The organism is Pseudomonas sp. F(2018), assembly GCF_005508865.1.
Taxonomy (GTDB): Bacteria; Pseudomonadota; Gammaproteobacteria; order Pseudomonadales; family Pseudomonadaceae; genus Aquipseudomonas.
The window spans coordinates 199,950-220,904 of sequence record NZ_SCOM01000004.1 but is presented as its reverse complement, the minus strand read 5'-3'; the positions used below and the strand labels follow the sequence as shown (position 1 = coordinate 220,904).

Sequence of the window (20,955 nt, the reverse complement as noted above, 5' to 3'; positions counted from 1 at the left end):
GGGCGCAGACCCGGAGCCCCTGCATGAAGCCGACACCCGCCACCGACCTGGCCAATTTCCGCGCCATCGCCGATGCGATCGCCACCCTGTTCTTCCCCCACGCCGAAGTGGTGCTGCACGACCTGCGCACGCAGAAGATCGACCATATCGCCAACAACCTGTCCAAGCGCGCGGTTGGCGACGATGCGGCCCTGGAGGACCTGCTCGAGGGCGAGACCGACGCATGCAATATCGGTCCCTACGAGAAGCTCAACTGGGACGGACAGAAGATCCGCTCAGTCAGCACCGTGCTGCGCGACGGCCAGGGCACGCCGGTTGCCGTGCTGTGCCTGAACCTGAATATCTCGCTGTTCGAGACGGCCAAGCAGGCGCTGGACCTGTTCCTCTCCGCCAGCAAGGTGATCCCCCAGCCCGATGCGCTGTTCCGCGACGACTGGCAGGAGCGCATCAACACCTTCCTGCATGGCTGGCTGCAGCAGCGCCAGCTCGGTCTCGCCCGCCTCAGCCGCGAACACAAGCGCGAGCTGGTCGAGGCCCTGCACGCCGAAGGCGCGTTCAAGGGCAAGAGCGCGGCCAACTATGTGGCCAATGTGCTCAACATGGGCCGCGCCACGGTGTACAAGCACCTCAAGGAGATCAAGGGCGAGGCCTGATCCCTCAGGGTCGCGAATACGCCTGGAACAGCAGCCGCACCTGCGCGCTGGGCTCGCCGAAGTACTTGCGGTACAGCGGTTCGATATCGCCGGTGCGGTACACCTGGCTCAACTCGCGGTCCACCAGCAGGCGGAAGTCATCGTCGCCACGCGCCATGACCAGCGCCAGGGGCTCCAGCTCGAACAGCCGATCGAGCACCTGCAGTTCACCGGCCGCGCGACTGAGCGCCACCTGGTTCTGCAGTACCACGCGATCGGCGAAGAAGGCGTCGGCCTTGCCCTCGGCCACCACCGCCACCCCCTCGGCATAGCCGGCAACCGGTACCACGCTGGCCTGCACGCCATACAGGCGCAACTTGCTGCGTACCCAGTGCTCGGTGACGCTGTCACCAATGACCGCGAAGCGCTCGTGGATCAGACCGCGATTGATGGTGGCGCGCCACTGCGGGCCGCTGTGCTGGGTCTGCCCGTTGAGCGCCGCCACCAGGCTGGGCGATGCGTCGCTGCGCACCACCACACCGCGCCCGGCCGGATAGATCGGCAGCGAGAAGTTCAGCAGCTCGCGCCGCGCCAGGGTCTCCACCAGGCCGCTGCACAACAGGTCGACTTCTCCCGCCTGCAGGGCCGGCAGCACTGCGTCACGCGCCAGCAACCGATACTGCACCTGCAGCTCGGCCAAGCCGAGCTCGCGCTTGACCCGTTCGGCCACCCGCTGGCAGAGCTCGATGCCATAGCCCGCCGGCCCCTCGCCCTGCTGCGAGGAGAACGGCGCCAGGTCGGCCAGGTAGCCGAGCGTGAGGCTGTTGCTGCTGCGGATTCGCTCCAGCGTCTGCGCCGCCAGCGGTTGCGCCAGCAGCAGCGCCATCAGCATCCAGGCCGCACGCTTCATGGCGCCTCCTCCTTCAGCGCCATGCGCTGTTCCAGCATGCGATCGGCGATGTAGCCGAACAGCAGGTAACCCACCGCGGTGACGATCATGCCGCCGAACACCGCCTCGGTGCCCGAGGCATACAGCGCGTAGAAGCTGTAGGCCATGGCCAGCGCCAGGGCGACCATGTTGCGGTACTGGATGGCGCGCGCCACGCCGGCCTTCTGCATGATGATCAGCAGCGCGGAGAGCGCGGTGATGTAGGGGATGATGTTGGTCACCGCAGCCAGGTTGACCAGCTTGCCGAACTGCTCCGAGGCGTTCGGCGAGATGGTCGACATCGCCATGCCGGTCTGCAGCACCGCGTTGGCGATCAGGCCGAGCAGCGGCGCGCCGAGCAGGGTCACGCGGGCGAACAGCTGCGGGAACATGCGCTGCTCGGCGGTGACCTTGGCGGTCTGCGCCAGAGTGAACTGCCAGCCCAGCAGCGAGCCGACGCAGGCCATCACCGCCAGGGCCATGATGATGTCGCCGACCCAGCCGTTGAACATCTGCGCATAGACGAAGGCGAACGGCGCGCTGGAGTTGGCCAGCTCGGCGTTCGGCACTATGCCCATGATCACCGAGGTGGACAGTACATAGACCACCGCCGCGCCGAGGGTACCCAGCAGGCAGGCCAGCGGTACGTTGCGCTGGGGATTCTCCACCGCATCGGAGTTCTGCGCCGCCGACTCCATGCCGAGGAAGGCCCACAGGGTCAGCGGAATGCTCTGCGCGATGGCGTCGCTGGTGGCGATGCCGTTGGGGTTCCAGGCCTGACGGAAGATCTCCGGGTCGAACCAGAACCAGCCGATCACCGACAGCCCGGCCACCGGGATGATCACCCCCCACACCGTCACCGAGCCGATCTGCCCGGTAACCTTGGGGCCACCGAAGTTGGCCAGCGAGGTCAGCCAGATCAGGCCGACGCTGCCGACGAACAGCGGGATCGCACCGCTGCCGAGCCAGGGGAAGAAAGGCGTCAGGTAACCCACCGCCGAGATGGCGATGGCCACATTGCCGATGGCCAGCGACAGGAAGTACAGGTAGGAACAGAGGAAGAAGGCCGACTTGCCATGGGCCTCCTCGGTGTAGGCCGACATGCCGCCGGGGCGCGTGCAGTAGATGCCGCACTGGGCGAAGCAGTAGGCGATGGCCATCGAGCCTATCGCGGTGATGATCCAGGACAGCAACGACACCGCCCCCAGCTGGGCCATGCTCGACGGCAGCATGATGATGCCCGAGCCCATCATGTTCACCGCCACCAGGGTGGTCAGCCCCGTCAGCCCCATTTTCTTGTCTGTCCCCGCCATAGCCGCCCCCTTCCCTATCAGCTCCTCCTCATACTAGGTGGAGCGCAGCGGCTGCGCCTGTGGCGGCGGACAAAATTCACCCGCCGTGCATCGCTCGCGAATCGACCGGCGCCTGCTCGCGCGGGTGCAGGCCGTAGTCGCGCAATACCTCAGCCACGCGCAGACGGTAGTCGGCGAACACTCCGCCGCGACCGGCCACCTGCGCCTGGCGATGCTCCTCGGTGTTGCGCCACTGGCCCACGGCCGCCTCGTCGCGCCAGAACGACAGCGACAGCAACTTGCCCGGCTGGCTGAGACTCTCGAAGCGCTCGATGGACAGGAAGCCGTCGATGGCCTGCAACTGCTCGCGCAGGTCGGCGGCCAGCCCCAGGTAGGTGTCGCGCCGGCCCGCGGCCGGCTGCACCTCGAAGATCACCGCGATCACGACCGCGGCTCCACGCCCAGCGTCCCCTCCACCACCTCGAGGAAACTGCGTTCCTCGCGCAGGATGAAGCGCTTGTCCTGGGCAAGGGCAAAGTTGGCGCGGCCCTCGGCATCGCTCTTCAGCCGGGTGCGGTAGGCCTCGTAGGCGGCCAGGCTGGGAAAGGCGATCAGCCCCCAGGCGATGTCGTTGCTGCCTTCGTGCGGCAGGAAGTAGCCGAGCAGGTGCCCGCCGCAGCGCGGGATGATGCGCCCCCAGTTCTCCGCGTACTCGCGGAATGCCTCGCGCTGGAACGGTTCGATCTGGTAGCGGATGAAACAGGTGATGGGCATGGTGCGTCCTCCTGGGTTGATGGGGCCAAGCTAACGCTTTGTCGCCGCCCGATGGTTCGACTAGGATCGAACCATGAAAGACGGACCCAACATCGCCCGCATCGCCGCGCTGATCGGCGACCACGCCCGCGCCGAGGTGCTCACCGCACTGATGGCCGACCGCGCCCTCACTGCCACCGAGCTGGCCAACCTGGCCGGCGTCAGCAAGCCGACCATGAGCGCACACCTGGCCAAGCTGCTCGACGCCGGCCTGATCGCCGGCGTGGCCCAGGGTCGCCACCGCTACTTCCGCCTGGCCGATGCCGACGTCGCCCGCCTGCTCGAAGCCTTGATGGGCGTGGCCTTCCGCGCCGGCGCCGTGCGCGTGCGCTCCAGCCCGCGCGAGCCGGCGCTGCGCAAGGCGCGGGTGTGCTACGACCACCTGGCCGGGGAACTGGGCGTGAAGGCCTACGAGACGCTGCTGCAGCGTGGCTGCATCGAGGAAAGCGGCGAGGAGCTGCGCCTAACCGAGGCCGGCCAGCGCTGGTTCGCCGAACTGCAGATAGATGTGGCGGCCGCCGCCGGACGCCGGCGCCACCTGTGCCGCCCCTGCCTGGACTGGAGCGAGCGCCGCCATCACCTCGGCGGCGCCTTGGGCGCACAATTGCTGCAACGCCTGCTGCAGCTGGGCTGGGCCAAACGCGATCCGACCTCGCGGGTGGTCGCGTTCAGCCCTCGCGGCGAACGCGAGCTGGAACGCCTGCTGCAGAGCTGAGCGGCGTCAGCCCTGCACCCATCTCAGTCGCCGTAGATATCGAAGCTGAAGTACTTGGCCTGGATCTTCTGGTATTCGCCGCTGGCACGGATGCCGGCGATGGCCGCGTTCAGCTTGTCCAACAGGGCCTTGTCGCCCTTGCGCACGGCAATACCGGCACCCTCGCCGAAATAGGCCGGGTCGGTGAAGGCCGGACCGACGAAGGCGAAGCCCTTGCCCTGCGGAGTCTTGAGGAAGCCCTCGTCGACCGGGATGGCATCGGCCAGGGTGCCGTCGACACGGCCGGAGACCAGATCCAGGTAGATCTCGTTCTGCGAGCTGTAGCGCACCACTTCCACGCCCTTGGGCGCCAGCACCTCGGAGGCGAAGCGGTCGGTGGTGGTCGCGCGCTGCACGGCGATGCGCTTGCCGCTGAGGCTGCTGAAATCATCACTAACCACGCTGCCTTCCTTCATCGTCAGGCGCGCCGGGCTGTAGTAGTACTTGCCGGTGAAGTCCACCGACTTGCGGCGCTCGTCGGTGATGGTCATGGACGACAGCACGGCGTCGACCTTCTTCACCTTGAGCGACGGGATCAGGCCGTCGAACTCCTGCTCCACCCACTGACATTCGACCTTCATCTCGGCACAGAGCGCGACGCCGATGTCCACGTCGAATCCGGCAATCGAGCCATCGGCCTGCTTGAAGGCGAAGGGCGGATAGGCAGCCTCGATGCCCAGGCGCAGGGGCTTGTCGGCGGCGAACAGGCTGGAGGCCATCAGGCTCAGGGCGAGGCCGCCCAGCAATGCGAGTTTCTTCATGGTGTGACTCCCGGGTGCGCCCACCGCGAGGCGGGCAGGTTGGCAAATGACTGGGCAGAAGAAGGGGCCGCCGGCGCGAACCGGAGCGAGCGAGAAGCAAGACATAGCTGGTACTGGGACATGATCGGCGAACCGCTATTTTGTACTTATAAATCTATACTGGACTTTAATGTACACACCGTCAACAGCCGTTCGCCTGCCGCCGATCCTGTTGAAAGGCGGCGGTATTCATCTGCTTCAGGGTTTCGACCAGCGCCGCGCCGCCTGCTGGTCGCTGCAGCGTCCTTCCACCCAGCGCGCGCCGTCCGGGGTGTCTTCCTTCTTCCAGAACGGCGCGCGGGTCTTCAGGTAATCCATGATGAAGCTGCAGGCGTCGAACGCCGCCTGGCGATGGGCGCTGGCGGTACCGACGAAGACGATGGGCTCGCCCGGCTGCAACCGGCCGACCCGGTGCAGCACTTCCACCCGCAGCAGCGGCCAGCGCTGCTCGGCCTCGCTGACGATGCCGGCCAGAGCCTTCTCGGTCATGCCCGGGTAGTGCTCGAGGAACATGCCGTGCACGTCCTGGCCGTCGTTGTAGTCGCGCACATAGCCGACGAAGGTGGCCACCGCGCCGATGCCCAGGTTGGCGGCGTGCAGCGCATTGAGCTCGACGCCCGGATCGAAGGCCTCGACCTGTATCCGGACGCTCATCTCAACCGCCGGTCACGGTGGGGAAGAAGGCGATCTCGTCACCGTCGGCGATTTCGGTGTCCAGGCCGCAGAGTTCCTGGTTGCGCGCGCACATCAGGTTCTGCTCGGCCAGCACCTGCCACACGCCACCGCGGCTCAGCAGGTGCTCACGCAGCTGCTCCAGGTTGCCCAGGGCGGCGCGCTGCAGCTGCTCGCCATCGATGCCCAACACCTCTCGGTAGCGGGCGAAATACTGTACGCGGATCATGTCAGGCTCCCTGCCTCGTGATAGTCCAGTCGGTAGTCGCCGCTCTTGCCGCCGGATTTCTCCAGCAGGCGTACGGCCTCGATCGTGATGCCGCGGTCCACGGCCTTGCACATGTCATAGATGGTCAGCGCGGCGATGCTGGCGGCGGTCAGCGCCTCCATCTCCACGCCGGTCTGCCCAGCCAGCTTGCAGCGCGCCTGGATGCGCACGCAGTCGATGCCCTCGGCCTGCAGCTCGACCTTGACGCTGGTCAGCAGCAACGGGTGGCACAGCGGGATCAGCTCGTGGGTCTTCTTCGCCGCCTGGATGCCGGCGATGCGCGCCACGGCGAACACGTCGCCCTTGGGGTGGCTGCCGTCGGCGATCATCGCCAGGGTCGCGGGCAGCATGCGCACACGGGCTTCGGCCACGGCCTCACGGGAGGTCACCGCCTTGTCGGTGACGTCCACCATGTTGGCGCGGCCTTGGGAATCGAGATGGGTCAGCACGATCTTGCTCCGGGATAGATGCGGCCATTGTAACGCCGCCACCATGCGGAGCGCGCGGCCTCCGCGCCCTCCCGTCGGAGAGGCGCGGAGCTGCGTCGGTTACATGTGGGCTTCGGCGTACTCGGCCAGCACCGAGCGCGGCACCCCTTGCAGGGTGATGTGCACACCGTGCTCGAAGTCCTTGAAGCGCTCGGTGAGGTAGGTCAGGCCAGAGCTGGTGGCGGACAGGTAAGGCGTGTCGATCTGTGCCAGGTTGCCCAGGCAGATCACCTTGGAGCCCGTACCGGCGCGAGTGATGATGGTCTTCATCTGGTGCGGGGTGAGGTTCTGGCACTCGTCGATCAGGATCAGGCTGTGCTGGAAGCTGCGCCCGCGGATGTAGTTGAGCGATTTGAACTGCAGCGGCACCTTCTGCAGGATGTAGTCGACGCTGCCGTGGGTGCTCTCGTCGTCCGAATGCAGGGCCTCCAGGTTGTCGGTGATAGCGCCGAGCCAGGGCTCCATCTTCTCCGCCTCGGTGCCGGGCAGGAAGCCTATGTCCTCGTCCAGGCCCTGCACACTGCGGGTGGCGATGATGCGCCGGTAGCGCTTGCTGACCATGGTCTGCTCGATGGCCGCGGCCAGCGCCAGGATGGTCTTGCCCGAACCGGCGGCGCCGGACAGGTTGACCAGGTGGATATCCGGATCGAGCAGGGCGAACAGCGCCAGCGACTGGTAGATGTCCCGCGGCTTGAGGCCCCAGGCCTCCTGGTGCAGCAGCGGCTCCTGATGCAGATCGAGGATGGTCAGGGTGCTGCCCTCGATGCCCTTGACCCAGCCGACGAAGCCCTGCTCGTCGATGATGAACTCGTTGATGTGCACGGCCGGCAGGTTGTCGGTGAGCTGCACCTGGTGCCAAGTACGGCCATGGCCCTGGCGGGTCTCGACCTTGCTCACGCGGTCCCAGAACGAGCCGCTCATGTTGTGGTAACCGCGCGACAGCAGGGACACGTCGTCGACCAGCTGGTCGGTGTGGTAGTCCTCGGCGGAGATGCCACAGGCACGCGCCTTCAGGCGCATGTTGATGTCCTTGGTCACCAGCACCACGCGCATGCCCGGGTTGCTGCTGCGCAGGTCCACCAGCTGGTTGATGATCTTGTTGTCGTTGAGGTTTTCCGGCAGCCAGGTGATGGGCTCGGCACGCTTGCTCATGAGGATCGACAGGCTGCCCTTCGGCCCGCTCTTGCCGCGCTGGATGGGGACGCCCTTCTCGACATCCTCGGGAATCGCATCACCGAGCACCTGGTCGATCAGGCGGATGGCCTGACGGCATTCGGCGGCGACCGTGTGCTTGCCGGTCTTGAGCTTGTCCAGCTCCTCCAGCACGGTCATGGGGATGGCGACGTGGTGTTCCTGGAAATTCAGCAGCGCATTGGGATCGTGGATCAGGACGTTGGTGTCGAGGACGTAGAGGGTGGGCTGGGTGGAGCGGGTGCGTCCGTGATCATCCATACTCGGTCACCTTATCGAGGGGCCTGGACGACAGAGCCTCTACAGCTCCGTCGCGGAGGACCGCCCACCTCCCGAACGGAGCGGGATACGCGAGCAAAGGTGATGGCCGAGGGCCGCCACCTGTGCTGCAGGGTTCGGCGGTCTGCTTTTTTAATACCCCAATCTGGATGACAGAAAAAAGAACTTTTTCTTCGGCCGGAGGCTTTTTTTACAGCTCGACGAATAACGCTTGGCGGGGCGCAAGTGCGCCGTTAAAGTCGGAAGTCCTCCCCGCGGCAAAGCGCTTCATAACGCCGCTTCGCTGCATTTCTCCAGATCCCTTTATCTCTCTCGGCAAAGCCCGCCAGCTGCGCTATTGCCTGGGCATATTCGTGGCCGATCCCGTCAATCACCCTCATAGGTAGAGCTGGGCCGCCATCCAGCCTAGAATCGCGCCACGCCTTCTGGAGACCATTCGATGCTGTTGGTGATTTCCCCCGCCAAGACCCTGGACTACGACACCCCACCGCCCATTGGCCGCTTCACCCAGCCCGAGCACCTGGACCACGCCCAGGAGCTGATCGGCCAGCTGCGCCAGATGAGCCCGCAGCAGATCGGCGAGCTGATGCATCTGTCGGACAAGCTGTCGGCGCTGAACGTGGCGCGCTATGGCAGCTGGCAGCGGCCGTTCAACCCGTCCAACGCCAAGCAGGCGCTGCTGGCGTTCAAGGGTGACGTGTACACCGGCCTGGCCGCCGAGGACTTCAGCGAGGCCGATTTCGACTTCGCGCAGAACCACCTGCGCATGCTCTCCGGCCTGTACGGCGTGCTGCGCCCGCTGGACCTGATGCAGCCGTACCGCCTGGAGATGGGCACCAAGCTGGCCAACGCCCGCGGCAACAACCTCTATGACTTCTGGGGCGAGCGCATCAGCGGCTGGCTCAACGAGGCGCTGGCCGCACAGGGCGACGACATCCTGCTCAACCTGGCCTCCAACGAGTACTTCGGCGCGGTCAAGCGCAAGGCCCTCAGCGCCCGGGTCATCGACACCGAGTTCAAGGATCTGAAGAACGGCCAGTACAAGATCATCAGCTTCTACGCCAAGAAGGCCCGCGGCCTGATGGCGCGCTACGTGATCAAGGAGCGCATCCGCGATCCCGAGCAGCTCAAGGCCTTCGACTACCAGGGCTATCGCTACAGCCCCGAGCAGTCCAAGCCGGACAGCCTGGTGTTCCTGCGCGATCATTCAGAAGACTGATCTGGCCTGCTGGGCCACTACGCCGGCGCCGGGAGTGGTTATGATCGGGCCTCCCCTTCCTCGCGAGACAAGGAGTGCCCATGACCCAGCCCGTAGTCCTGATCACCGGTTGCTCCAGCGGCATCGGCCGCGCCCTGGCTGACGCCTTCAAGGCCGCCGGCTACCAGGTCTGGGCCTGCGCCCGCAAACCCCAGGATCTCGCCGGCCTGACTGCCGCCGGCTTCGTCGCGGTGGCGCTGGACGTCAATGACGCGGTGGCCGTGCAGCGCGCCGTCGAGCGCGTGCAGAGCGAGGCCGGGCGCCTCGACGTGCTGATCAACAATGCCGGCTACGGCGCCATGGGCCCGCTGCTCGACGGTGGCGCCGAGGGCATGCGCCAGCAGTTCGAGACCAACGTGTTCAGCCTGGTCGAGCTGACCCGCGCCTGCTTCCCGCTGCTGCGCGCCAGCCGCGGCCTGGTGATCAATATCGGCAGCATCTCCAGCGTGCTGATCACCCCCTTCGCCGGCGCCTACTGTGCCTCCAAGGCCGCCGTGCATGCCCTCTCCGGCGCCCTGCGCCTGGAGCTGGCGCCCTTCGGCATCCAGGTGATGGAAGTGCAGCCTGGCGCCATCGAGTCCAGCTTCGGCAGCAATGCCAGCCACAGCGCCGAACAGCTGGTCAACGAACAGTCGCCCTGGTGGCCGGTGCGCGAGGGCATCCGCGCCCGCGCCAATGCCTCGCAAGAGAAGCCGACGCCGGCCGCCGAGTTCGCCGCCACTCTCCTGGCCGCCGTGCGCCAGGCCGAGCGCCCCGCCCTGCTGCGCATCGGCAATGGCAGCCGCAGCCTGCCACTGATCAACCGCCTGCTGCCGCGCAAGCTGATGGACCGCATGCTGAGCAGGCGCTTCGGCCTCGACACCCAACTCTGAGGCACCGCCATGCCACGCCGCTTCCCGCTCTACCGCTACGTCCTGGGTGCGACGGCGGCAGCGTTTCTGCTCAATGTCCTGCTACGCGTGCCGTTGAAGATCGGCGGCATGCCCGCCACGCTGCTGGCGGCACTGCTCAGTGCCTGGGCACTGTGCGCCGCCTTCGCCTGGCTCGAGAAGCGCCGCCCGCAAGCGGCCGAGCGCTGGCTGCTGGTGGCGCTGTACAGCCTGCTGCTGGGCCTGCTCTACCTGGTGATCCTCGGCCTGATGTGGCTGAAGGACGAGCCCGGCGACATGGGCCTGCTGTTGTTCTTCTTCCACTACCTCTGTTATCCGGCGGCCCTGCTGCTGGCGCTGCACATTTCCCGCACGCGCCCGGGCTAACGGACCGCGCAATCGGGCAAGGCCTGGCACTCGCCCGTCGCGTTGCCGGCTGCCGACAGCGGCGCGCCGAGGTGCCGATCATCCGGCGCCAGGCGGCGCGCACAGGCTCTGGCGGCGCTTGCCTGGGACACGCAGCCGCGCTCGTTGAGCATCTCCGACAGGTTGAACCAGCCGGCGGCGAAATCGCCACGGCGGCTCAGGCTGTCGCGTAACTGTTGCTCGGCACCTGCGCGGTCGCCCGCTGCATGCAGCAGATTGGCCATGGCGAAGCCGGGCAGCGGCTCGTCGGGCCACTGCTGCAGCGCCGTCCGATAGGCCGTGGCGGCCGCTTCGCGCTGGCCGGTCTGCTCCAGATCGCTGGCAGCCTGCATCCATGAGCTCAGCTGCGGCTGCGCCGGTAGACGATCCGGCGGCAGGGTCAGCACCGCCCAGCGCCCGGCGCGCGCCCAGGTGCGGTCGAAGTCGGTGAAATCGGTGGTCCAGCGCTTGGTTCGTGCCGAGCGCAGGATCAGCTGCTGGCGCTCACGGTCGTAGCCGACGGCCACCGCGAAGTGCCATTGCGGGTACCAGTCCAGCCCCAGGTTCTGCATCACCAGCACCGGATTGCCCGCCGCCAGTTGCGCCAGCAAGGCGTCCAGCTTCGGCTGCAGCGGGTAGACCAGTTGGCCGTGCTGACGCGCGCTGGCGACCAGCTCGACCTTCAGGCTGCCCTTGCGTGCCGGCAGGTAGACGCTCGGCAGCAGCGCCTCGGGCGAGGTCTGCACGCCGCGCTGCACCAGCATCGTGGCCAGAGCCGCCGGGCCGCACTGGTAGTCATCCTGGGGAAAGAACGGGGTATCGCCGAGTTCGACCCGCGCGGGCAAGCGCTCGCTGCCGGCCGACAACTGCAGCTGCTGGCCGGCACAGCCGGTCAGCAGCATCAGCACGGCGAGGGCCGGAGCCCCCCACCTCAGCGCAGGCATTTCACGAAGCTGAAGATATCGGTGGCGCAGAGCATGTCGGTGATGATGAAGATCACCAGGAACAGCACGATGATCCCGACCACGCCGGCGCCGGCCGGCTCCTCAGACAGCTGCTGGTTGAACTGGGCCAGCTCGGCCGGCGTCAGGCTATCGATGCGCTTCTCGACCTGGGCGCGATCCACGCCCATCTCCTGCAGTTTCTGCTGCACCTGCTGGTCATCCAGCATGGCGCGCAGCTGCTCGCGGTCGACCTGTTGACGTTGCTCCTGCAGCACCTCGGGGGTGCCGAGCATGGCCGCATTGGCCAGCGGCACCTGGGCGAACATCAGCAGATTGAGGGCGGCGAGGACGGCAGCGAGATAACGCTTGAACGGGTGGGCACGCATGATGGCGACTCCTGTTGGTATTGTTCTCTTCTTGACTCGCTGCGTTGCGCCCTGGTTCCCACATGTTGCTGTCAGACCCGCTACAGGCCCCGACCGCCCTGCTCCCCAGCCTGCTGGACGAGTATCCGCAATGGCACCGCGGTCGCCCGCGCTACGCGCTCTGGTCGATTCCGCTGGACTGTCCGGCGGTGCTCCGGCGCCTGCACGAGGCTCGCCGGTTGCTTGGCGACTGGCTGCATCCGGCGCAGCGGCGCCAGGCGCATATCAGCCTGTTCGTCTGCGGTTTCCCCTGCGCCGTGCCATGCCTTGACGACGACATCGGAACTGCCGTTCTGCAGGCTCAGCACAGCGCTCTCGCCGGCCTGAACGCAGCGTCCTTCGAGCTGCAGATTGGCGGCCTGGACAGCTTCGCCAGCGCGGCCTTTCTTGGCGTGCGGGACGACGGCCAGCTCGAGCAGCTACGCCAGGCGCTTGCGCCGCTGTCCAGGGAAATCCGCCAGGCCGCCTATGTGCCGCACCTTACCGTCGGCCTCTATCGGCAAGCCGTCAGCGCCGAGCAATGGCGCGCGCGTGCCGCGCCCCTGCGCGACTGCCCGCCACTGAGCCTGGCGGTGCGCGAGCTGCAACTGGTCAGCTATGACGCACGCGAGCTGCAGGGCCCGCTGCGCGTCGAGGCGCGGGTCGCGCTAGCATAGGCAGGCACTCGTCAGGACGACTCCCATGCTGCACACCCTCGCCGTCGGCAACTACCGCTCCATCAACAACCTGGTGATGCCGCTCGGCCGCCTCAACCTGATCACCGGGGCCAATGGCAGCGGCAAGTCCAACCTGTACAAGGCCTTGCGCCTGCTGGCCGAGACGGCGCGCGGTGGCGTGGTCAATGCCCTGGCGCGCGATGGCGGGCTGGAATCCACGCTGTGGGCGGGGCCGGAGAAGATCAGCCGGCGCATGAAGACCGGCGAGGTGCCGATCCAGGGCGGCCCGCGCAGCGAGGTGGTGCGTCTGCGCCTGGGCTTCGCCGGCGAGGACTTCGGCTATGCCATCTCCCTGGGCCTGCCCGAGCCCTCGCGCTCGGCCTTCGCCCTCGACCCCGAGATCAAGCGCGAATGCATCTGGGCCGGGCCCTGCTATCGCCCCGCCGCACTGCTGGTGGATCGCGAGGGCCCAATGGTCCGTCAGCGCGAGGGCCGCAGCTGGCAGGTGCTGGCCCAGCATCTGCCCAGCTACGACAGCCTGTTCGACCAGATCGGCAACGATCCGGGCTGCCCGGAGGTATTCCAGCTACGCGAGACCATTCGCCGCTGGCGTTTCTACGATCACTTCCGCACCGACGCCGATGCCCCGGCACGCCAGCCGCAGCTGGGCACCCGCACGCCGGTGCTGCACCACGACGGCCGCGACCTGGCCGCCGCCCTGCAGACCATCCGCGAGATCGGTGATCGTGAAGCGCTGGAACATGCCATCGCCGACGCTTTCCCCGGCTCGGTGCTGGATATCGACTTCCAGCCCGGCGGGCGCTTCAGCGTGGCATTGCGCCAGGAAGGCCTGCTGCGCCCGCTGTCGGCCGCCGAGCTGTCCGACGGCACCCTGCGCTACCTGCTGCTGGTCGCCGCCCTGCTCACTCCGCGGCCGCCCTCGCTGATGGTGCTCAACGAGCCCGAGACCAGCCTGCATCCGGACCTGCTGCCGGCGCTGGGGCGCCTGATCGTCGAGGCCTCCAGACATACCCAGGTGTGGGTGGTGTCCCACGCGCGCCGGCTGATCGCCGCGCTGGAGGAGCACCCGGAGTGCAACTCCATCGTCCTCGACAAGAGCCTGGGGCAGACCGCCGTCCAGGGCCAGGGCATGCTCGACGAGCCGGCCTGGCACTGGCCGGACTAGTTCCGTACGAAACGCGTCGGCGAAAGTCAGGCGTAGGACGGGCGAACCCGCGCTGGCAGCTACGCGGGTTGCGCCCGCCCTACCTTCCCTATGCTCTGCCCGGCTCGGGCGTCACGCTCGCCGGCTTGGGCTGGCGGAACACCAGCACGTTGCCGAGCATCACCAGCAGCAGGCCGAACAGCGCCGGCGCCGTCCACTGGTAGCCCTCGACGAACACCGAGATGTTCAGCGCCACCACCGGGAACAGCACGGTGCAGTAAGCCGCGCGCTCCGGCCCCATGCGCCCGACCAGGGTCAGGTAGGCGGTGAAGCCGATCACCGAGCCGGGAATCGCCAGGTACAGCAGCGAGACGATGTAGCGGGTGTTGGCCTCGAAGGTGAACGGCACGCCGACGACCAGGCAGTAGCCGACCAGCAGCAGCGCACCGTAGAACATGCCCCAGGCATTGGTGGTCAGCGGCTTGAGCCCGGCCTGCTGCTGCAGGCTGGAGAGCAGGTTGCCGGCGGAGAAACACAGGGTGCCGAGCACGGCCAGGCCGATGCCGAGCAGGGTCTCGCGGCTGGCCTGGTGGTGCGACAGCTCCGGCCAGAACAGCAGGCCCAGGCCGAGCAGCCCCAGCGCACCGCCGGCCAGCACGTTGGCGGCGATCCGCCGGCCCATGAAGATCCGCGCATTCAGTGCATTCCACAGGGTCGCCGTGGAGAAGATCACCGCCACCAGGCCGCTGGGGATCCACTGGCTGGCGGTGTAGAAGCACATGAAGTTGAGACAGAACAGGCACAGCCCCTGGGCCATGCACAGCAGCTGGGCGCGCCGGTCGAGGCGCTGCAGGCGGCGGCTGAGCAGGAGCAGGGCGAACAGCACGCCGGCCGCCAGGGCGAAGCGGTAGGCGATGGACACCGGAATGGCCACCTCGCCCAGCTGCAGCTTGAGGGCGATCCAGGTGGTGCCCCAGATCAGGACGGTGAGCAGGTACAGCGACAGGTTCATGGCAAGGCTCCGTTGACCCTTCCAGTCTCCACCCGACGCCCCGCACGCGCTTGCACAAACTTGCGCTTATCTGTCGCCCGCTACTGGCGGCGCCGCACCGTGGGAGTAGGATGGCAGGCATCTTCTCCGACCACTCGCAGTCCGATGGCCAGCCTCGAACAGAACCTGGTGTTCCAGTCGCTCAGCAGCTCGCCCAATGCGCGCCTGCTGCGCGGCGCCGAGCTGGGCGACGAACTGGCCGCGGCGCTATGGACCAACCATCACGACGCCCGCGACTACCAGGGCCCCGACCATCACACCCTGTCCTGCTACCTGGCCGGTGGCACCGGCACCTTCCGCCGCGAACGCCCTGGCGCTAAAGGCTCGCCGGACAAGCTGTGCGTATTGCCGGCCGGCCACGAGTCGTCCTGGGTGATCAACGGCGACATCCGCCTGGCCCATCTCTACGTCAGCCCGCAACGCTTCGCCGCCAGCGCCGTCACCCTGCTCGACCGCGAGCCGCGCGAGCTGCAGCTGCGCGAGAGCACCTTTCTCGAGGATCCACGCCTGGCCGGGCAATTCCGCCAACTGGTGAGCCTGGACTGGAACGAGCCCGGCGAACGGCTGCTGGCCAGCAGCCTGGCCCACGAGATGATCAGCCACCTGCTGCTGAGCCAGGTCGGCCTGCGCCAGGGCCTGAAGCTCAAGGGAGGTCTGGCGCCGCACCTGCGCAGGCGCCTGGTGGACTATATCGGGCAGCACCTGGACCAGGCGCTGTCACTGGGCGAGCTGGCCCAGCTGGCGGCGTTGTCCGAATACCACTTCGCGCGGATGTTCCGCACCAGCTTCGGCCTGCCGCCGCACCGCTACGTGCTGCAGCGCCGCCTGCTGCGCGCCCGCGAGCTGTTGCAGCACGGCCACCTGGCCCTGGGCGAGATCGCCCTGGTCTGTGGCTTCGCTAGCGCCAGCCACTTCAGCAACCGCTTCCGCGAAGCCTTCGGCGCGGCGCCGGGACTGTTGCGCGCGGCGCGCAGCTAGGGCTGCCCCTAGACCAGCGCGGCCACTCCGCCGGCCAGCGGCAGAACCGCCGCCAGGGGCAGCACCCAGCGCTGGCGCCAGGCGAGCAAGGCCACCAGCAGCAGGCCGGCGAGCATCAGCTGGCACAGCCAGAACACCGCGCCGATCTCGCCGCCTTCGGCCAGCCAGCACAGGCTCAGGCCAGCGACCAGCGCGGACAGCGCGAGTAAGCGCAGCAGGCGCTGGCGCACCGGGCTCAGGTCGGCTTGCAACAGCAGCTTGTGATGGCGGCTCATGGCCAGGCTGAGGGCGGTCATGGCCAGGTAGCTCAGGGCGAAAGCGAGCAGCAACATCAGACGGCCTCCTCGACCAGCACCCGGCGCGCGCGCGGCGCCCTAATCGCGGCGGGCTGGGCGAAACGCCAGGCGCACAGGGCGCTGAGCAGGCCGCTAACGATCAGGAACAGGTCGATACCAGCCAGCTGCCAGTCACCACGCGCCAGGCTGGACAGCAGATGGCCGTGCTCGGTGGTCAGCCCGTTGAGCAGCGGCAGGCCTAGGGCCAGCAGCGCGCCCAGGGCCAGTTGCAGGCTGAGCAGGCGGCGCGGCTGACGATGGCCGATCACCGCCCACAGGGCCACCAGCAGCCAGGCGCCGGCGAACACCCAGGCCTCGGCGCTGGCGCGCTCGGCCAGCCCGGCCGGAATCAGGCGGTTGCCCCACAGCAGGGCCAGGCTGGCCAGCGGCAGGCCGGCGAACACCGCGCCGTTGAGCGCGCGCACCACGCCGATGCCAGCACCGCCGCGGGCCTCGCGCTTGGCCACCCAGACCTTGATTCCGCCGACCAGCAGAGCGCAGCCGGCCAGGCCGAGGAGGAAGTAAAGGCCGCGCATCAGCGTGCCGCCGAACTGCACCATGTGCAGGCCCACCAGCCAGGTGTAGGTGGTGTAGCCGGCCGGCGCCTTCTGCTCGTGCAGCAGCTCGCCGCTGGCGGCATCGAAGGTCAGTTCGGACAGCGGCCGGCCGATGCGCGACTGGTGCCGCTGCTCGCTGATTTCAACCACCGCCGAGGCGTCGTCCGGATGGTGCACGCTGATCCAGCCGGCCGCGCTGCCGCCCCAGTGCTGCTCGGCCTGGTCGACCAGCGCGTTGAGCGACAGGGGTGGCGGCGCCGGCCGATGCATCTCCTCGCGGTGGTAGGCACCGCCCACCTCGCTGAAGAACTGCTCGCTGTCGTTCTGGTAGGCCACCTGCAGGCCGGCCGGCATGTAGCTGGAGACGAAGATCACCACCCCGGTGTAGGCCAGGACCAGATGGAAGGGGAAGCCGACCACGCCGAACAGGTTGTGCGCGTCCAGCCAGGCGCGCTGGCCGTTGGCATTGGGACGCAGGGTGAAGAAGTCCTTGAAGATGCGGCGATGGATGATCACCCCGGACACCAGCGCCACCAGCATGAACATGCCGGCCAGGCCGACGATGTACACGCCGGCCCTGCCGGCCTGCAGGGTGTAGTGCAGGCGGAAGAAGAAGTCGCCGCCGACCGTCTCCGGCAGCGGCTCGCCGCCGGCCGGGGCGAAGACGTGGTTGTGCTTCTGCTTGCTGCCGTCCACTTCCCAGCCCAGCCGCCAGTAGGGCTCGCGCTCGCTCGGGCCGTGCATCCAGAAGGCGTGCAGCTTCTCGCCCTCGGTGTGGCGCTGCATCCACTCGCGCACCTGGTCGGCGCTCATGCTGGACTCGGCGCTCTGGTGCAGGGCCGGGCGCATCCAGCGCTCCAGCTCCTTGTCGAAGCAGGCGATGGTGCCGGCCAGGATGATCACGTAGAGCAGCCAGCTGGGCAGCAGGCCGCCCCAGGTGTGCAGGCCGGCCATGGATTGACGCAGGCTCATGGGCGCACCGCCAGTTCGCTTGGCAGGAAGGCCGCCAGGCCCATCACCAGGGTCAGCCCGGCCAGCCACAGCCAGGCACGCACGGCACTGCCAGCGGCGAACACATAGATCGCCGCCGCCGTCCACACGGCGAAGCTGAGCATGCCGGCGAAGGCCACGCGATCCGGCCGCGCCAGCGGCAGGTAGACGGAGAGGAAGGCGGCGAAGCCGTAGGCCAGGGCATAGCCCCCGACCAGCGCGGCCAGCACGCGCGAGGCGACGCTCCAGGGCGACAGGGTGGAATTCTTGCTCACGGTCGACTCATCGTGGGGCGTGGCCAGGCCTACCGCGCAGCGGTGCTGACCATCGGGGCAGATTGGCCTCCCATTTTATTGATAAATATTCGCAAATGAAAGCTGATCAGCTTTCCTCCGAGTCGCGTCCGATGCGCGCCGGTGCCTGCACCGAAGGGAAGCGCGACGAGGCGAAGCGCACCACCAGAATGGCCATGGCCAGCAGCAGAATGGCGCCGGAGACATACACCACGCCCATGTCCGGGCGATGGTGGTGCGACACGTCGGAGATCAGCAGGCGGGTCAGCGCGGTAATCGCCACGTAGATCAGGAAGCGCACCGGCATGTGGTTGGTCTTGAAGTAGATGCCGACCATGGCGCCCAGCTCCAGGTAGATGAACAGCAGCAGGATGTCGTCCACCGTGATGTGGCCCTTCTCCAGCATGCCGAGAAACGCCACCACCGAGGCCCAGGCGGTGATGCCGCCGATGGCGAACAGCGCCAGGTAGTGGAAACTCTCCACCAGCAGGTTGCCCAGGGACTGGGCCAGGTCATGCATGTCACCCCGCAGGGCATCGATTCGCTTGAGACTCACCAGCGCACTCCTTCGACTGAACGGGTCCATGCTGGACCAGTTGGATGACAGCAGCTATGCAGGATGAGGGCCACGCGGCAGGCTTGCGCCGCAGGTGGCGAATCAAATACTGTATATACATACATATCAACCATCTAGCTTATGGGAATGAGGTGATGAATGGCCGTCGAAGTGGTGTACCGCAGCAGTCGCGATCCGGAGCGTCTGTTCATGGATAAGTCCGAAGCCGATCGCTACGACAAGATGCTGGAGCTGGCCGAGGCCCTGTCCGGCGCCCTGCACAAGGCCGTACCGTCGCTGAGCGAGGAACAGGTGGAGGAGCTGGGCATCTTCATGGCGAAGAACCGCGACACCTTCGCCAAGGCCTTCAAGAACCAGCCGGACGCCCTCGCCGAGCTGGACGCGGCCTCCGCCGACGCCTGACGCGCCGTTTGTTCAAGCCGCCCGCCAGGGCGGTTGGCGATGCTGGGCGCTCCCGTCCTTTTTCGGAGAGCGCCATGCGTCCCCTGCTCAGCATCCTCTATGCCCCGCTGTTCTTCTTCGGCCTGATCGGCCTGGCCACCTGGCTGGTCGGCTATTGCGACCTGTCGCCCGCCTGGCTGCCGGCGCTGCTGCTCGGCGCCATCCTCGTCTCGCACCTGGCCGAACGCCTGCTGCCCTATCAGCACAGCTGGAACCAGCCGCATAACGACGGCCCGAGCGACCTGCTGCATGCGCTGGTCAACGAGTCGCTGAATATCGCCAGCCTGGCCATCATCCCGCTGCTCGCCGGGCTGTGGCCCGCGCCGCCGCTGTGGCCCGCGCACTGGCCGCTGTGGCTGCAGCTGGCGTTGGCCATACCGGCCGCCGATCTCGGCGTCACCCTGATGCACTGGGTCAGCCACCGCAGCGCCCTGCTCTGGCGCCTGCACGCGGTGCACCACAGCGTGCCGCGTCTGTATGGCTTCAACGGGCTGATGAAGCATCCGTTGCACCAGCTGCTGGAGGCCGGCGCCGGCGTGCTACCGCTGATCCTGCTTGGCCTGCCGCTGCAGGTCGCCGCCCTGCTGGCCTTCGCCGTCGCCGTGCAGCTGCTGTTGCAGCACAGCAATGTCGACATGCGCATCGGCCCGCTGCGCCACCTGTTCGCCTGGGCGCCGCTGCACCGCTTCCACCACATCCGCTACGGGCGCGCCGGCGACGTCAATTTCGCGCTGTTCTTCAGCTTCTGGGATCGCCTGCTGGGCACCGCCTTCTATCGCGAGGACTACCGGCTGAGCGACGCCGATGTCGGCATCGGCGACCGCCCGGACTACCCGCGCGCCTACCTGGCGCAGCTGGGCGAACCCTTCCGCACGCCTGCCGCTAGCAGCGCCATCCCGGAGACGCCGCCGGCGCTGCGCTCAATCCAGCAGCCTTAGCTGCAGATGGCGCAGGCTGCGGTCGGCGCGAATGCCGAACAGCTCGCGCACGGTGCGCGACAGATGCGCCGAGTCGGCGAAGCCGGCGGCATGCGCCGCGTCGGTGAGCGTGCTGCCCTCCAGCGCCACGCCCAAGGCCAGGCGCAAACGCCGCCAGCGCACCAGGCGCCGCACGGACAGACCGACCTGCTCGGCGAACAGGCGCTCCAGCTGGCTCAGCGACAGGCACACGCGCTGCGCCAGGTCCCGGGCGCTGATGTGTTCGGTCAGTTGCTCGTCCATCGCGCCCAGCGCCTGGCGCACCCGTGCATCCAGCGGCAGACGCGGCAGCTGCCGCACCCGCTCGACCAGCGCCGGCAGCTCGGCCGGCGCCGTAGCGGCCAGCGTCTGCAACTGTTCGAGGGAGAACGCCAGCGGCTCGGCATACAGCGCCAGCAACGGCTGGCCGGCCAGTTCGAAGGCATGCTCCTGCTGCGACGGCACCAGCAACGCCCGCGCACAATGCGCCTGTCCCTCGACCAGCAGACGCAGCGGCTCGTCGGTCGCCAGCAGCAGTTGATGGGCATAGTGCGCATGGGGCCGCGCATTGCCGCTGACACCGGCCAGCAGGCAGTAGTCGGGGCCGAGCCAGAGCGCGCCCTGCCAGTGCTCTTCCTTCATGGCAGCCTCGTCGAATGGAGCGGCAGAAATAGCGCAAGCCCGTGCCGTACGCCAGCGCGAAAGCGCAGCGGATTGACCGATCGGCCAACTCGGGGTTAGTGTCGGCACATCCCTCAACGGATGCCCTCCGATGAATCACCTCGCGCTCACCGGCTCCAGCCTTGCCGCCCTGCACGGCGAGCATCCGTGTGCGCCACCACCTGTCGCCCCTCCCCGCGCTCGTCGGGCCGGCACGCCACCGCCGCCCCCCGCCAGCGCCTGATCGTCCGCGGCTCGTCGCCGTCGGCCGATCGTTC

Annotated in this window: 27 protein-coding genes; 10 read left to right on the top strand and 17 right to left on the bottom strand. The window is 67.7% G+C overall.

The features are described from left to right. Positions 1-23 precede the first annotated feature (23 nt). Complete coding sequence (locus tag FFS62_RS18040) at positions 24-653, top strand: transcriptional regulator (protein ID WP_137974228.1); 630 nt, start codon at positions 24-26, stop codon at positions 651-653. A 4-nt stretch (positions 654-657) separates the two neighbouring features. On the opposite strand, the gene FFS62_RS18035 is transcribed toward FFS62_RS18040, so the two are convergent. The 4 genes from FFS62_RS18035 to FFS62_RS18020 form a co-directional block, all read right to left on the bottom strand. After that, the gene (locus tag FFS62_RS18035) at positions 658-1,542 is read right to left on the bottom strand and encodes an amino acid ABC transporter substrate-binding protein (RefSeq protein WP_137974227.1); all 885 of its coding nucleotides are present in this window, start codon (positions 1,540-1,542) and stop codon (positions 658-660) included. After that, positions 1,539-2,873 (bottom strand): putrescine-ornithine antiporter, encoded by a 1,335-nt coding sequence (gene potE, locus FFS62_RS18030; RefSeq protein WP_137974226.1) that lies wholly within the window; start codon positions 2,871-2,873, stop codon positions 1,539-1,541. The genes FFS62_RS18035 and potE overlap by 4 nt, the downstream gene beginning before the upstream one ends. Before the next feature lie 76 nt (positions 2,874-2,949). Further along, the gene (locus FFS62_RS18025; RefSeq protein ID WP_137974225.1) at positions 2,950-3,297 is read right to left on the bottom strand and encodes an antibiotic biosynthesis monooxygenase; all 348 of its coding nucleotides are present in this window, start codon (positions 3,295-3,297) and stop codon (positions 2,950-2,952) included. Further along, positions 3,294-3,626: an NIPSNAP family protein gene (locus FFS62_RS18020; RefSeq protein ID WP_137974224.1), complete on the bottom strand. Its 333-nt coding sequence runs from the start codon at positions 3,624-3,626 to the stop codon at positions 3,294-3,296. Before FFS62_RS18020 ends, FFS62_RS18025 begins: the two co-directional genes overlap by 4 nt. 73 nt (positions 3,627-3,699) lie before the next feature. On the opposite strand from FFS62_RS18020, the gene FFS62_RS18015 reads away from it, so the two are divergent. Beyond that, a complete protein-coding gene (locus FFS62_RS18015; RefSeq protein ID WP_137974223.1) occupies positions 3,700-4,380 on the top strand; it encodes a helix-turn-helix transcriptional regulator in 681 nt (226 codons plus the stop codon). 23 nt (positions 4,381-4,403) lie between these two features. On the opposite strand, the gene FFS62_RS18010 is transcribed toward FFS62_RS18015, so the two are convergent. From FFS62_RS18010 to FFS62_RS17990, 5 genes are all read right to left on the bottom strand, one after another. Beyond that, complete coding sequence (locus FFS62_RS18010; RefSeq protein WP_137974222.1) at positions 4,404-5,180, bottom strand: ABC transporter substrate-binding protein; 777 nt, start codon at positions 5,178-5,180, stop codon at positions 4,404-4,406. Positions 5,181-5,417: 237 nt separating this feature from the next. After that, on the bottom strand, positions 5,418-5,873 hold the full coding sequence (moaE, locus tag FFS62_RS18005; RefSeq protein ID WP_137974221.1) for a molybdopterin synthase catalytic subunit MoaE: 456 nt from the start codon (positions 5,871-5,873) through the stop codon (positions 5,418-5,420). Position 5,874: 1 nt separating this feature from the next. Continuing rightward, positions 5,875-6,120 (bottom strand): MoaD/ThiS family protein, encoded by a 246-nt coding sequence (locus tag FFS62_RS18000; protein WP_137974220.1) that lies wholly within the window; start codon positions 6,118-6,120, stop codon positions 5,875-5,877. Continuing rightward, positions 6,117-6,608 carry a cyclic pyranopterin monophosphate synthase MoaC gene (moaC, locus tag FFS62_RS17995; RefSeq protein ID WP_137974219.1) on the bottom strand — a complete coding sequence of 164 codons (492 nt, stop codon included), beginning with the start codon at positions 6,606-6,608 and terminating at the stop codon, positions 6,117-6,119. The genes FFS62_RS18000 and moaC overlap by 4 nt, the downstream gene beginning before the upstream one ends. Before the next feature lie 99 nt (positions 6,609-6,707). Then, a complete protein-coding gene (locus FFS62_RS17990) occupies positions 6,708-8,099 on the bottom strand; it encodes a PhoH family protein (RefSeq protein WP_137974218.1) in 1,392 nt (463 codons plus the stop codon). A 457-nt stretch (positions 8,100-8,556) separates the two neighbouring features. Between FFS62_RS17990 and yaaA the strand changes: the two genes are divergently transcribed. The 3 genes from yaaA (at position 8,557) to FFS62_RS17975 (ending at position 10,631) form a co-directional block, all read left to right on the top strand. Further along, positions 8,557-9,336, top strand: coding sequence for a peroxide stress protein YaaA (gene yaaA / locus FFS62_RS17985; protein ID WP_137974217.1), 780 nt, complete (start codon positions 8,557-8,559; stop codon positions 9,334-9,336). Between the two features lie 80 nt (positions 9,337-9,416). After that, the gene (locus FFS62_RS17980) at positions 9,417-10,247 is read left to right on the top strand and encodes an SDR family oxidoreductase (protein WP_137974216.1); all 831 of its coding nucleotides are present in this window, start codon (positions 9,417-9,419) and stop codon (positions 10,245-10,247) included. 9 nt (positions 10,248-10,256) lie between these two features. After that, a complete protein-coding gene (locus tag FFS62_RS17975; protein WP_137974215.1) occupies positions 10,257-10,631 on the top strand; it encodes a hypothetical protein in 375 nt (124 codons plus the stop codon). Here the strand turns inward: FFS62_RS17975 and FFS62_RS17970 are convergent. Together FFS62_RS17970 and FFS62_RS17965 are read right to left on the bottom strand one after the other, a co-directional pair. After that, positions 10,628-11,593 carry a PA2778 family cysteine peptidase gene (locus tag FFS62_RS17970; RefSeq protein ID WP_137974214.1) on the bottom strand — a complete coding sequence of 322 codons (966 nt, stop codon included), beginning with the start codon at positions 11,591-11,593 and terminating at the stop codon, positions 10,628-10,630. The two genes, FFS62_RS17975 and FFS62_RS17970, sit on opposite strands and share 4 nt — an antisense overlap. Continuing rightward, complete coding sequence (locus tag FFS62_RS17965) at positions 11,581-11,979, bottom strand: PA2779 family protein (protein ID WP_137974213.1); 399 nt, start codon at positions 11,977-11,979, stop codon at positions 11,581-11,583. The genes FFS62_RS17970 and FFS62_RS17965 overlap by 13 nt, the downstream gene beginning before the upstream one ends. A 62-nt stretch (positions 11,980-12,041) precedes the next feature. Here FFS62_RS17965 and FFS62_RS17960 point away from each other — a divergent pair, with 62 nt between their 5' ends. Further along, complete coding sequence (locus tag FFS62_RS17960; protein WP_137974212.1) at positions 12,042-12,674, top strand: 2'-5' RNA ligase family protein; 633 nt, start codon at positions 12,042-12,044, stop codon at positions 12,672-12,674. Between the two features lie 25 nt (positions 12,675-12,699). Continuing rightward, positions 12,700-13,860 (top strand): AAA family ATPase, encoded by a 1,161-nt coding sequence (locus tag FFS62_RS17955; RefSeq protein ID WP_137974211.1) that lies wholly within the window; start codon positions 12,700-12,702, stop codon positions 13,858-13,860. 88 nt (positions 13,861-13,948) lie between these two features. Here the strand turns inward: FFS62_RS17955 and FFS62_RS17950 are convergent, their stop codons facing one another. Continuing rightward, positions 13,949-14,851, bottom strand: coding sequence for a DMT family transporter (locus FFS62_RS17950; protein ID WP_137974210.1), 903 nt, complete (start codon positions 14,849-14,851; stop codon positions 13,949-13,951). Positions 14,852-14,995: 144 nt separating this feature from the next. On the opposite strand from FFS62_RS17950, the gene FFS62_RS17945 reads away from it, so the two are divergent. Further along, the gene (locus tag FFS62_RS17945; RefSeq protein ID WP_137974209.1) at positions 14,996-15,868 is read left to right on the top strand and encodes a helix-turn-helix domain-containing protein; all 873 of its coding nucleotides are present in this window, start codon (positions 14,996-14,998) and stop codon (positions 15,866-15,868) included. A gap of 8 nt (positions 15,869-15,876) precedes the next feature. Here the strand turns inward: FFS62_RS17945 and FFS62_RS17940 are convergent, their stop codons facing one another. The 4 genes from FFS62_RS17940 to FFS62_RS17925 all read right to left on the bottom strand — a co-directional run bounded on the left by FFS62_RS17940 (position 15,877) and on the right by FFS62_RS17925 (position 18,563). Continuing rightward, positions 15,877-16,200: a DUF3325 domain-containing protein gene (locus tag FFS62_RS17940; RefSeq protein WP_137974208.1), complete on the bottom strand. Its 324-nt coding sequence runs from the start codon at positions 16,198-16,200 to the stop codon at positions 15,877-15,879. Next, positions 16,200-17,732 (bottom strand): PepSY domain-containing protein, encoded by a 1,533-nt coding sequence (locus FFS62_RS17935; RefSeq protein WP_137974207.1) that lies wholly within the window; start codon positions 17,730-17,732, stop codon positions 16,200-16,202. Before FFS62_RS17935 ends, FFS62_RS17940 begins: the two co-directional genes overlap by 1 nt. Next, positions 17,729-18,025, bottom strand: a complete 297-nt coding sequence (locus FFS62_RS17930) for a DUF3649 domain-containing protein (protein WP_137974206.1) — start codon at positions 18,023-18,025, stop codon at positions 17,729-17,731. The genes FFS62_RS17935 and FFS62_RS17930 overlap by 4 nt, the downstream gene beginning before the upstream one ends. A 106-nt stretch (positions 18,026-18,131) precedes the next feature. Then, positions 18,132-18,563 (bottom strand): phosphate-starvation-inducible protein PsiE, encoded by a 432-nt coding sequence (locus tag FFS62_RS17925; RefSeq protein ID WP_371920160.1) that lies wholly within the window; start codon positions 18,561-18,563, stop codon positions 18,132-18,134. Positions 18,564-18,758: 195 nt separating this feature from the next. Between FFS62_RS17925 and FFS62_RS17920 the strand changes: the two genes are divergently transcribed. Beyond that, positions 18,759-19,022, top strand: coding sequence for a YebG family protein (locus tag FFS62_RS17920; protein WP_137974204.1), 264 nt, complete (start codon positions 18,759-18,761; stop codon positions 19,020-19,022). Positions 19,023-19,096: 74 nt separating this feature from the next. Continuing rightward, positions 19,097-19,999 carry a sterol desaturase family protein gene (locus FFS62_RS17915; protein WP_137974203.1) on the top strand — a complete coding sequence of 301 codons (903 nt, stop codon included), beginning with the start codon at positions 19,097-19,099 and terminating at the stop codon, positions 19,997-19,999. On the opposite strand, the gene FFS62_RS17910 is transcribed toward FFS62_RS17915, so the two are convergent. Further along, complete coding sequence (locus FFS62_RS17910; protein WP_137974202.1) at positions 19,982-20,659, bottom strand: AraC family transcriptional regulator; 678 nt, start codon at positions 20,657-20,659, stop codon at positions 19,982-19,984. The two genes, FFS62_RS17915 and FFS62_RS17910, sit on opposite strands and share 18 nt — an antisense overlap. Between the last annotated feature and the right edge of the window lie 296 nt (positions 20,660-20,955).

Bases quoted from the DNA above. Each gene is read 5' to 3' on its own strand.
- FFS62_RS17925 (WP_371920160.1), bottom strand. From the start codon at position 18,563: ATGCATGACCTGGCCCAGTCCCTGGGCAACCTGCTGGTGGAGAGTTTC.
- FFS62_RS17935 (WP_137974207.1), bottom strand. From the start codon at position 17,732: ATGAGCCTGCGTCAATCCATGGCCGGCCTGCACACCTGGGGCGGCCTG.
- FFS62_RS17945 (WP_137974209.1), top strand. From the start codon at position 14,996: ATGGCCAGCCTCGAACAGAACCTGGTGTTCCAGTCGCTCAGCAGCTCG.
- FFS62_RS18035 (WP_137974227.1), bottom strand. From the start codon at position 1,542: ATGAAGCGTGCGGCCTGGATGCTGATGGCGCTGCTGCTGGCGCAACCG.
- FFS62_RS18000 (WP_137974220.1), bottom strand. From the start codon at position 6,120: ATGATCCGCGTACAGTATTTCGCCCGCTACCGAGAGGTGTTGGGCATC.
- FFS62_RS18040 (WP_137974228.1), top strand. From the start codon at position 24: ATGAAGCCGACACCCGCCACCGACCTGGCCAATTTCCGCGCCATCGCC.
- FFS62_RS17980 (WP_137974216.1), top strand. From the start codon at position 9,417: ATGACCCAGCCCGTAGTCCTGATCACCGGTTGCTCCAGCGGCATCGGC.
- FFS62_RS17910 (WP_137974202.1), bottom strand. From the start codon at position 20,659: ATGAAGGAAGAGCACTGGCAGGGCGCGCTCTGGCTCGGCCCCGACTAC.
- FFS62_RS17990 (WP_137974218.1), bottom strand. From the start codon at position 8,099: ATGGATGATCACGGACGCACCCGCTCCACCCAGCCCACCCTCTACGTC.
- FFS62_RS17975 (WP_137974215.1), top strand. From the start codon at position 10,257: ATGCCACGCCGCTTCCCGCTCTACCGCTACGTCCTGGGTGCGACGGCG.
- FFS62_RS17950 (WP_137974210.1), bottom strand. From the start codon at position 14,851: ATGAACCTGTCGCTGTACCTGCTCACCGTCCTGATCTGGGGCACCACC.
- FFS62_RS17955 (WP_137974211.1), top strand. From the start codon at position 12,700: ATGCTGCACACCCTCGCCGTCGGCAACTACCGCTCCATCAACAACCTG.
- FFS62_RS17965 (WP_137974213.1), bottom strand. From the start codon at position 11,979: ATGCGTGCCCACCCGTTCAAGCGTTATCTCGCTGCCGTCCTCGCCGCC.
- yaaA (WP_137974217.1), top strand. From the start codon at position 8,557: ATGCTGTTGGTGATTTCCCCCGCCAAGACCCTGGACTACGACACCCCA.
- FFS62_RS17915 (WP_137974203.1), top strand. From the start codon at position 19,097: ATGCGTCCCCTGCTCAGCATCCTCTATGCCCCGCTGTTCTTCTTCGGC.
- FFS62_RS18010 (WP_137974222.1), bottom strand. From the start codon at position 5,180: ATGAAGAAACTCGCATTGCTGGGCGGCCTCGCCCTGAGCCTGATGGCC.
- FFS62_RS17920 (WP_137974204.1), top strand. From the start codon at position 18,759: ATGGCCGTCGAAGTGGTGTACCGCAGCAGTCGCGATCCGGAGCGTCTG.
- FFS62_RS17970 (WP_137974214.1), bottom strand. From the start codon at position 11,593: ATGCCTGCGCTGAGGTGGGGGGCTCCGGCCCTCGCCGTGCTGATGCTG.
- FFS62_RS17940 (WP_137974208.1), bottom strand. From the start codon at position 16,200: ATGTTGCTGCTCGCTTTCGCCCTGAGCTACCTGGCCATGACCGCCCTC.
- moaE (WP_137974221.1), bottom strand. From the start codon at position 5,873: ATGAGCGTCCGGATACAGGTCGAGGCCTTCGATCCGGGCGTCGAGCTC.
- potE (WP_137974226.1), bottom strand. From the start codon at position 2,873: ATGGCGGGGACAGACAAGAAAATGGGGCTGACGGGGCTGACCACCCTG.
- FFS62_RS18020 (WP_137974224.1), bottom strand. From the start codon at position 3,626: ATGCCCATCACCTGTTTCATCCGCTACCAGATCGAACCGTTCCAGCGC.
- FFS62_RS18015 (WP_137974223.1), top strand. From the start codon at position 3,700: ATGAAAGACGGACCCAACATCGCCCGCATCGCCGCGCTGATCGGCGAC.
- FFS62_RS17960 (WP_137974212.1), top strand. From the start codon at position 12,042: ATGTTGCTGTCAGACCCGCTACAGGCCCCGACCGCCCTGCTCCCCAGC.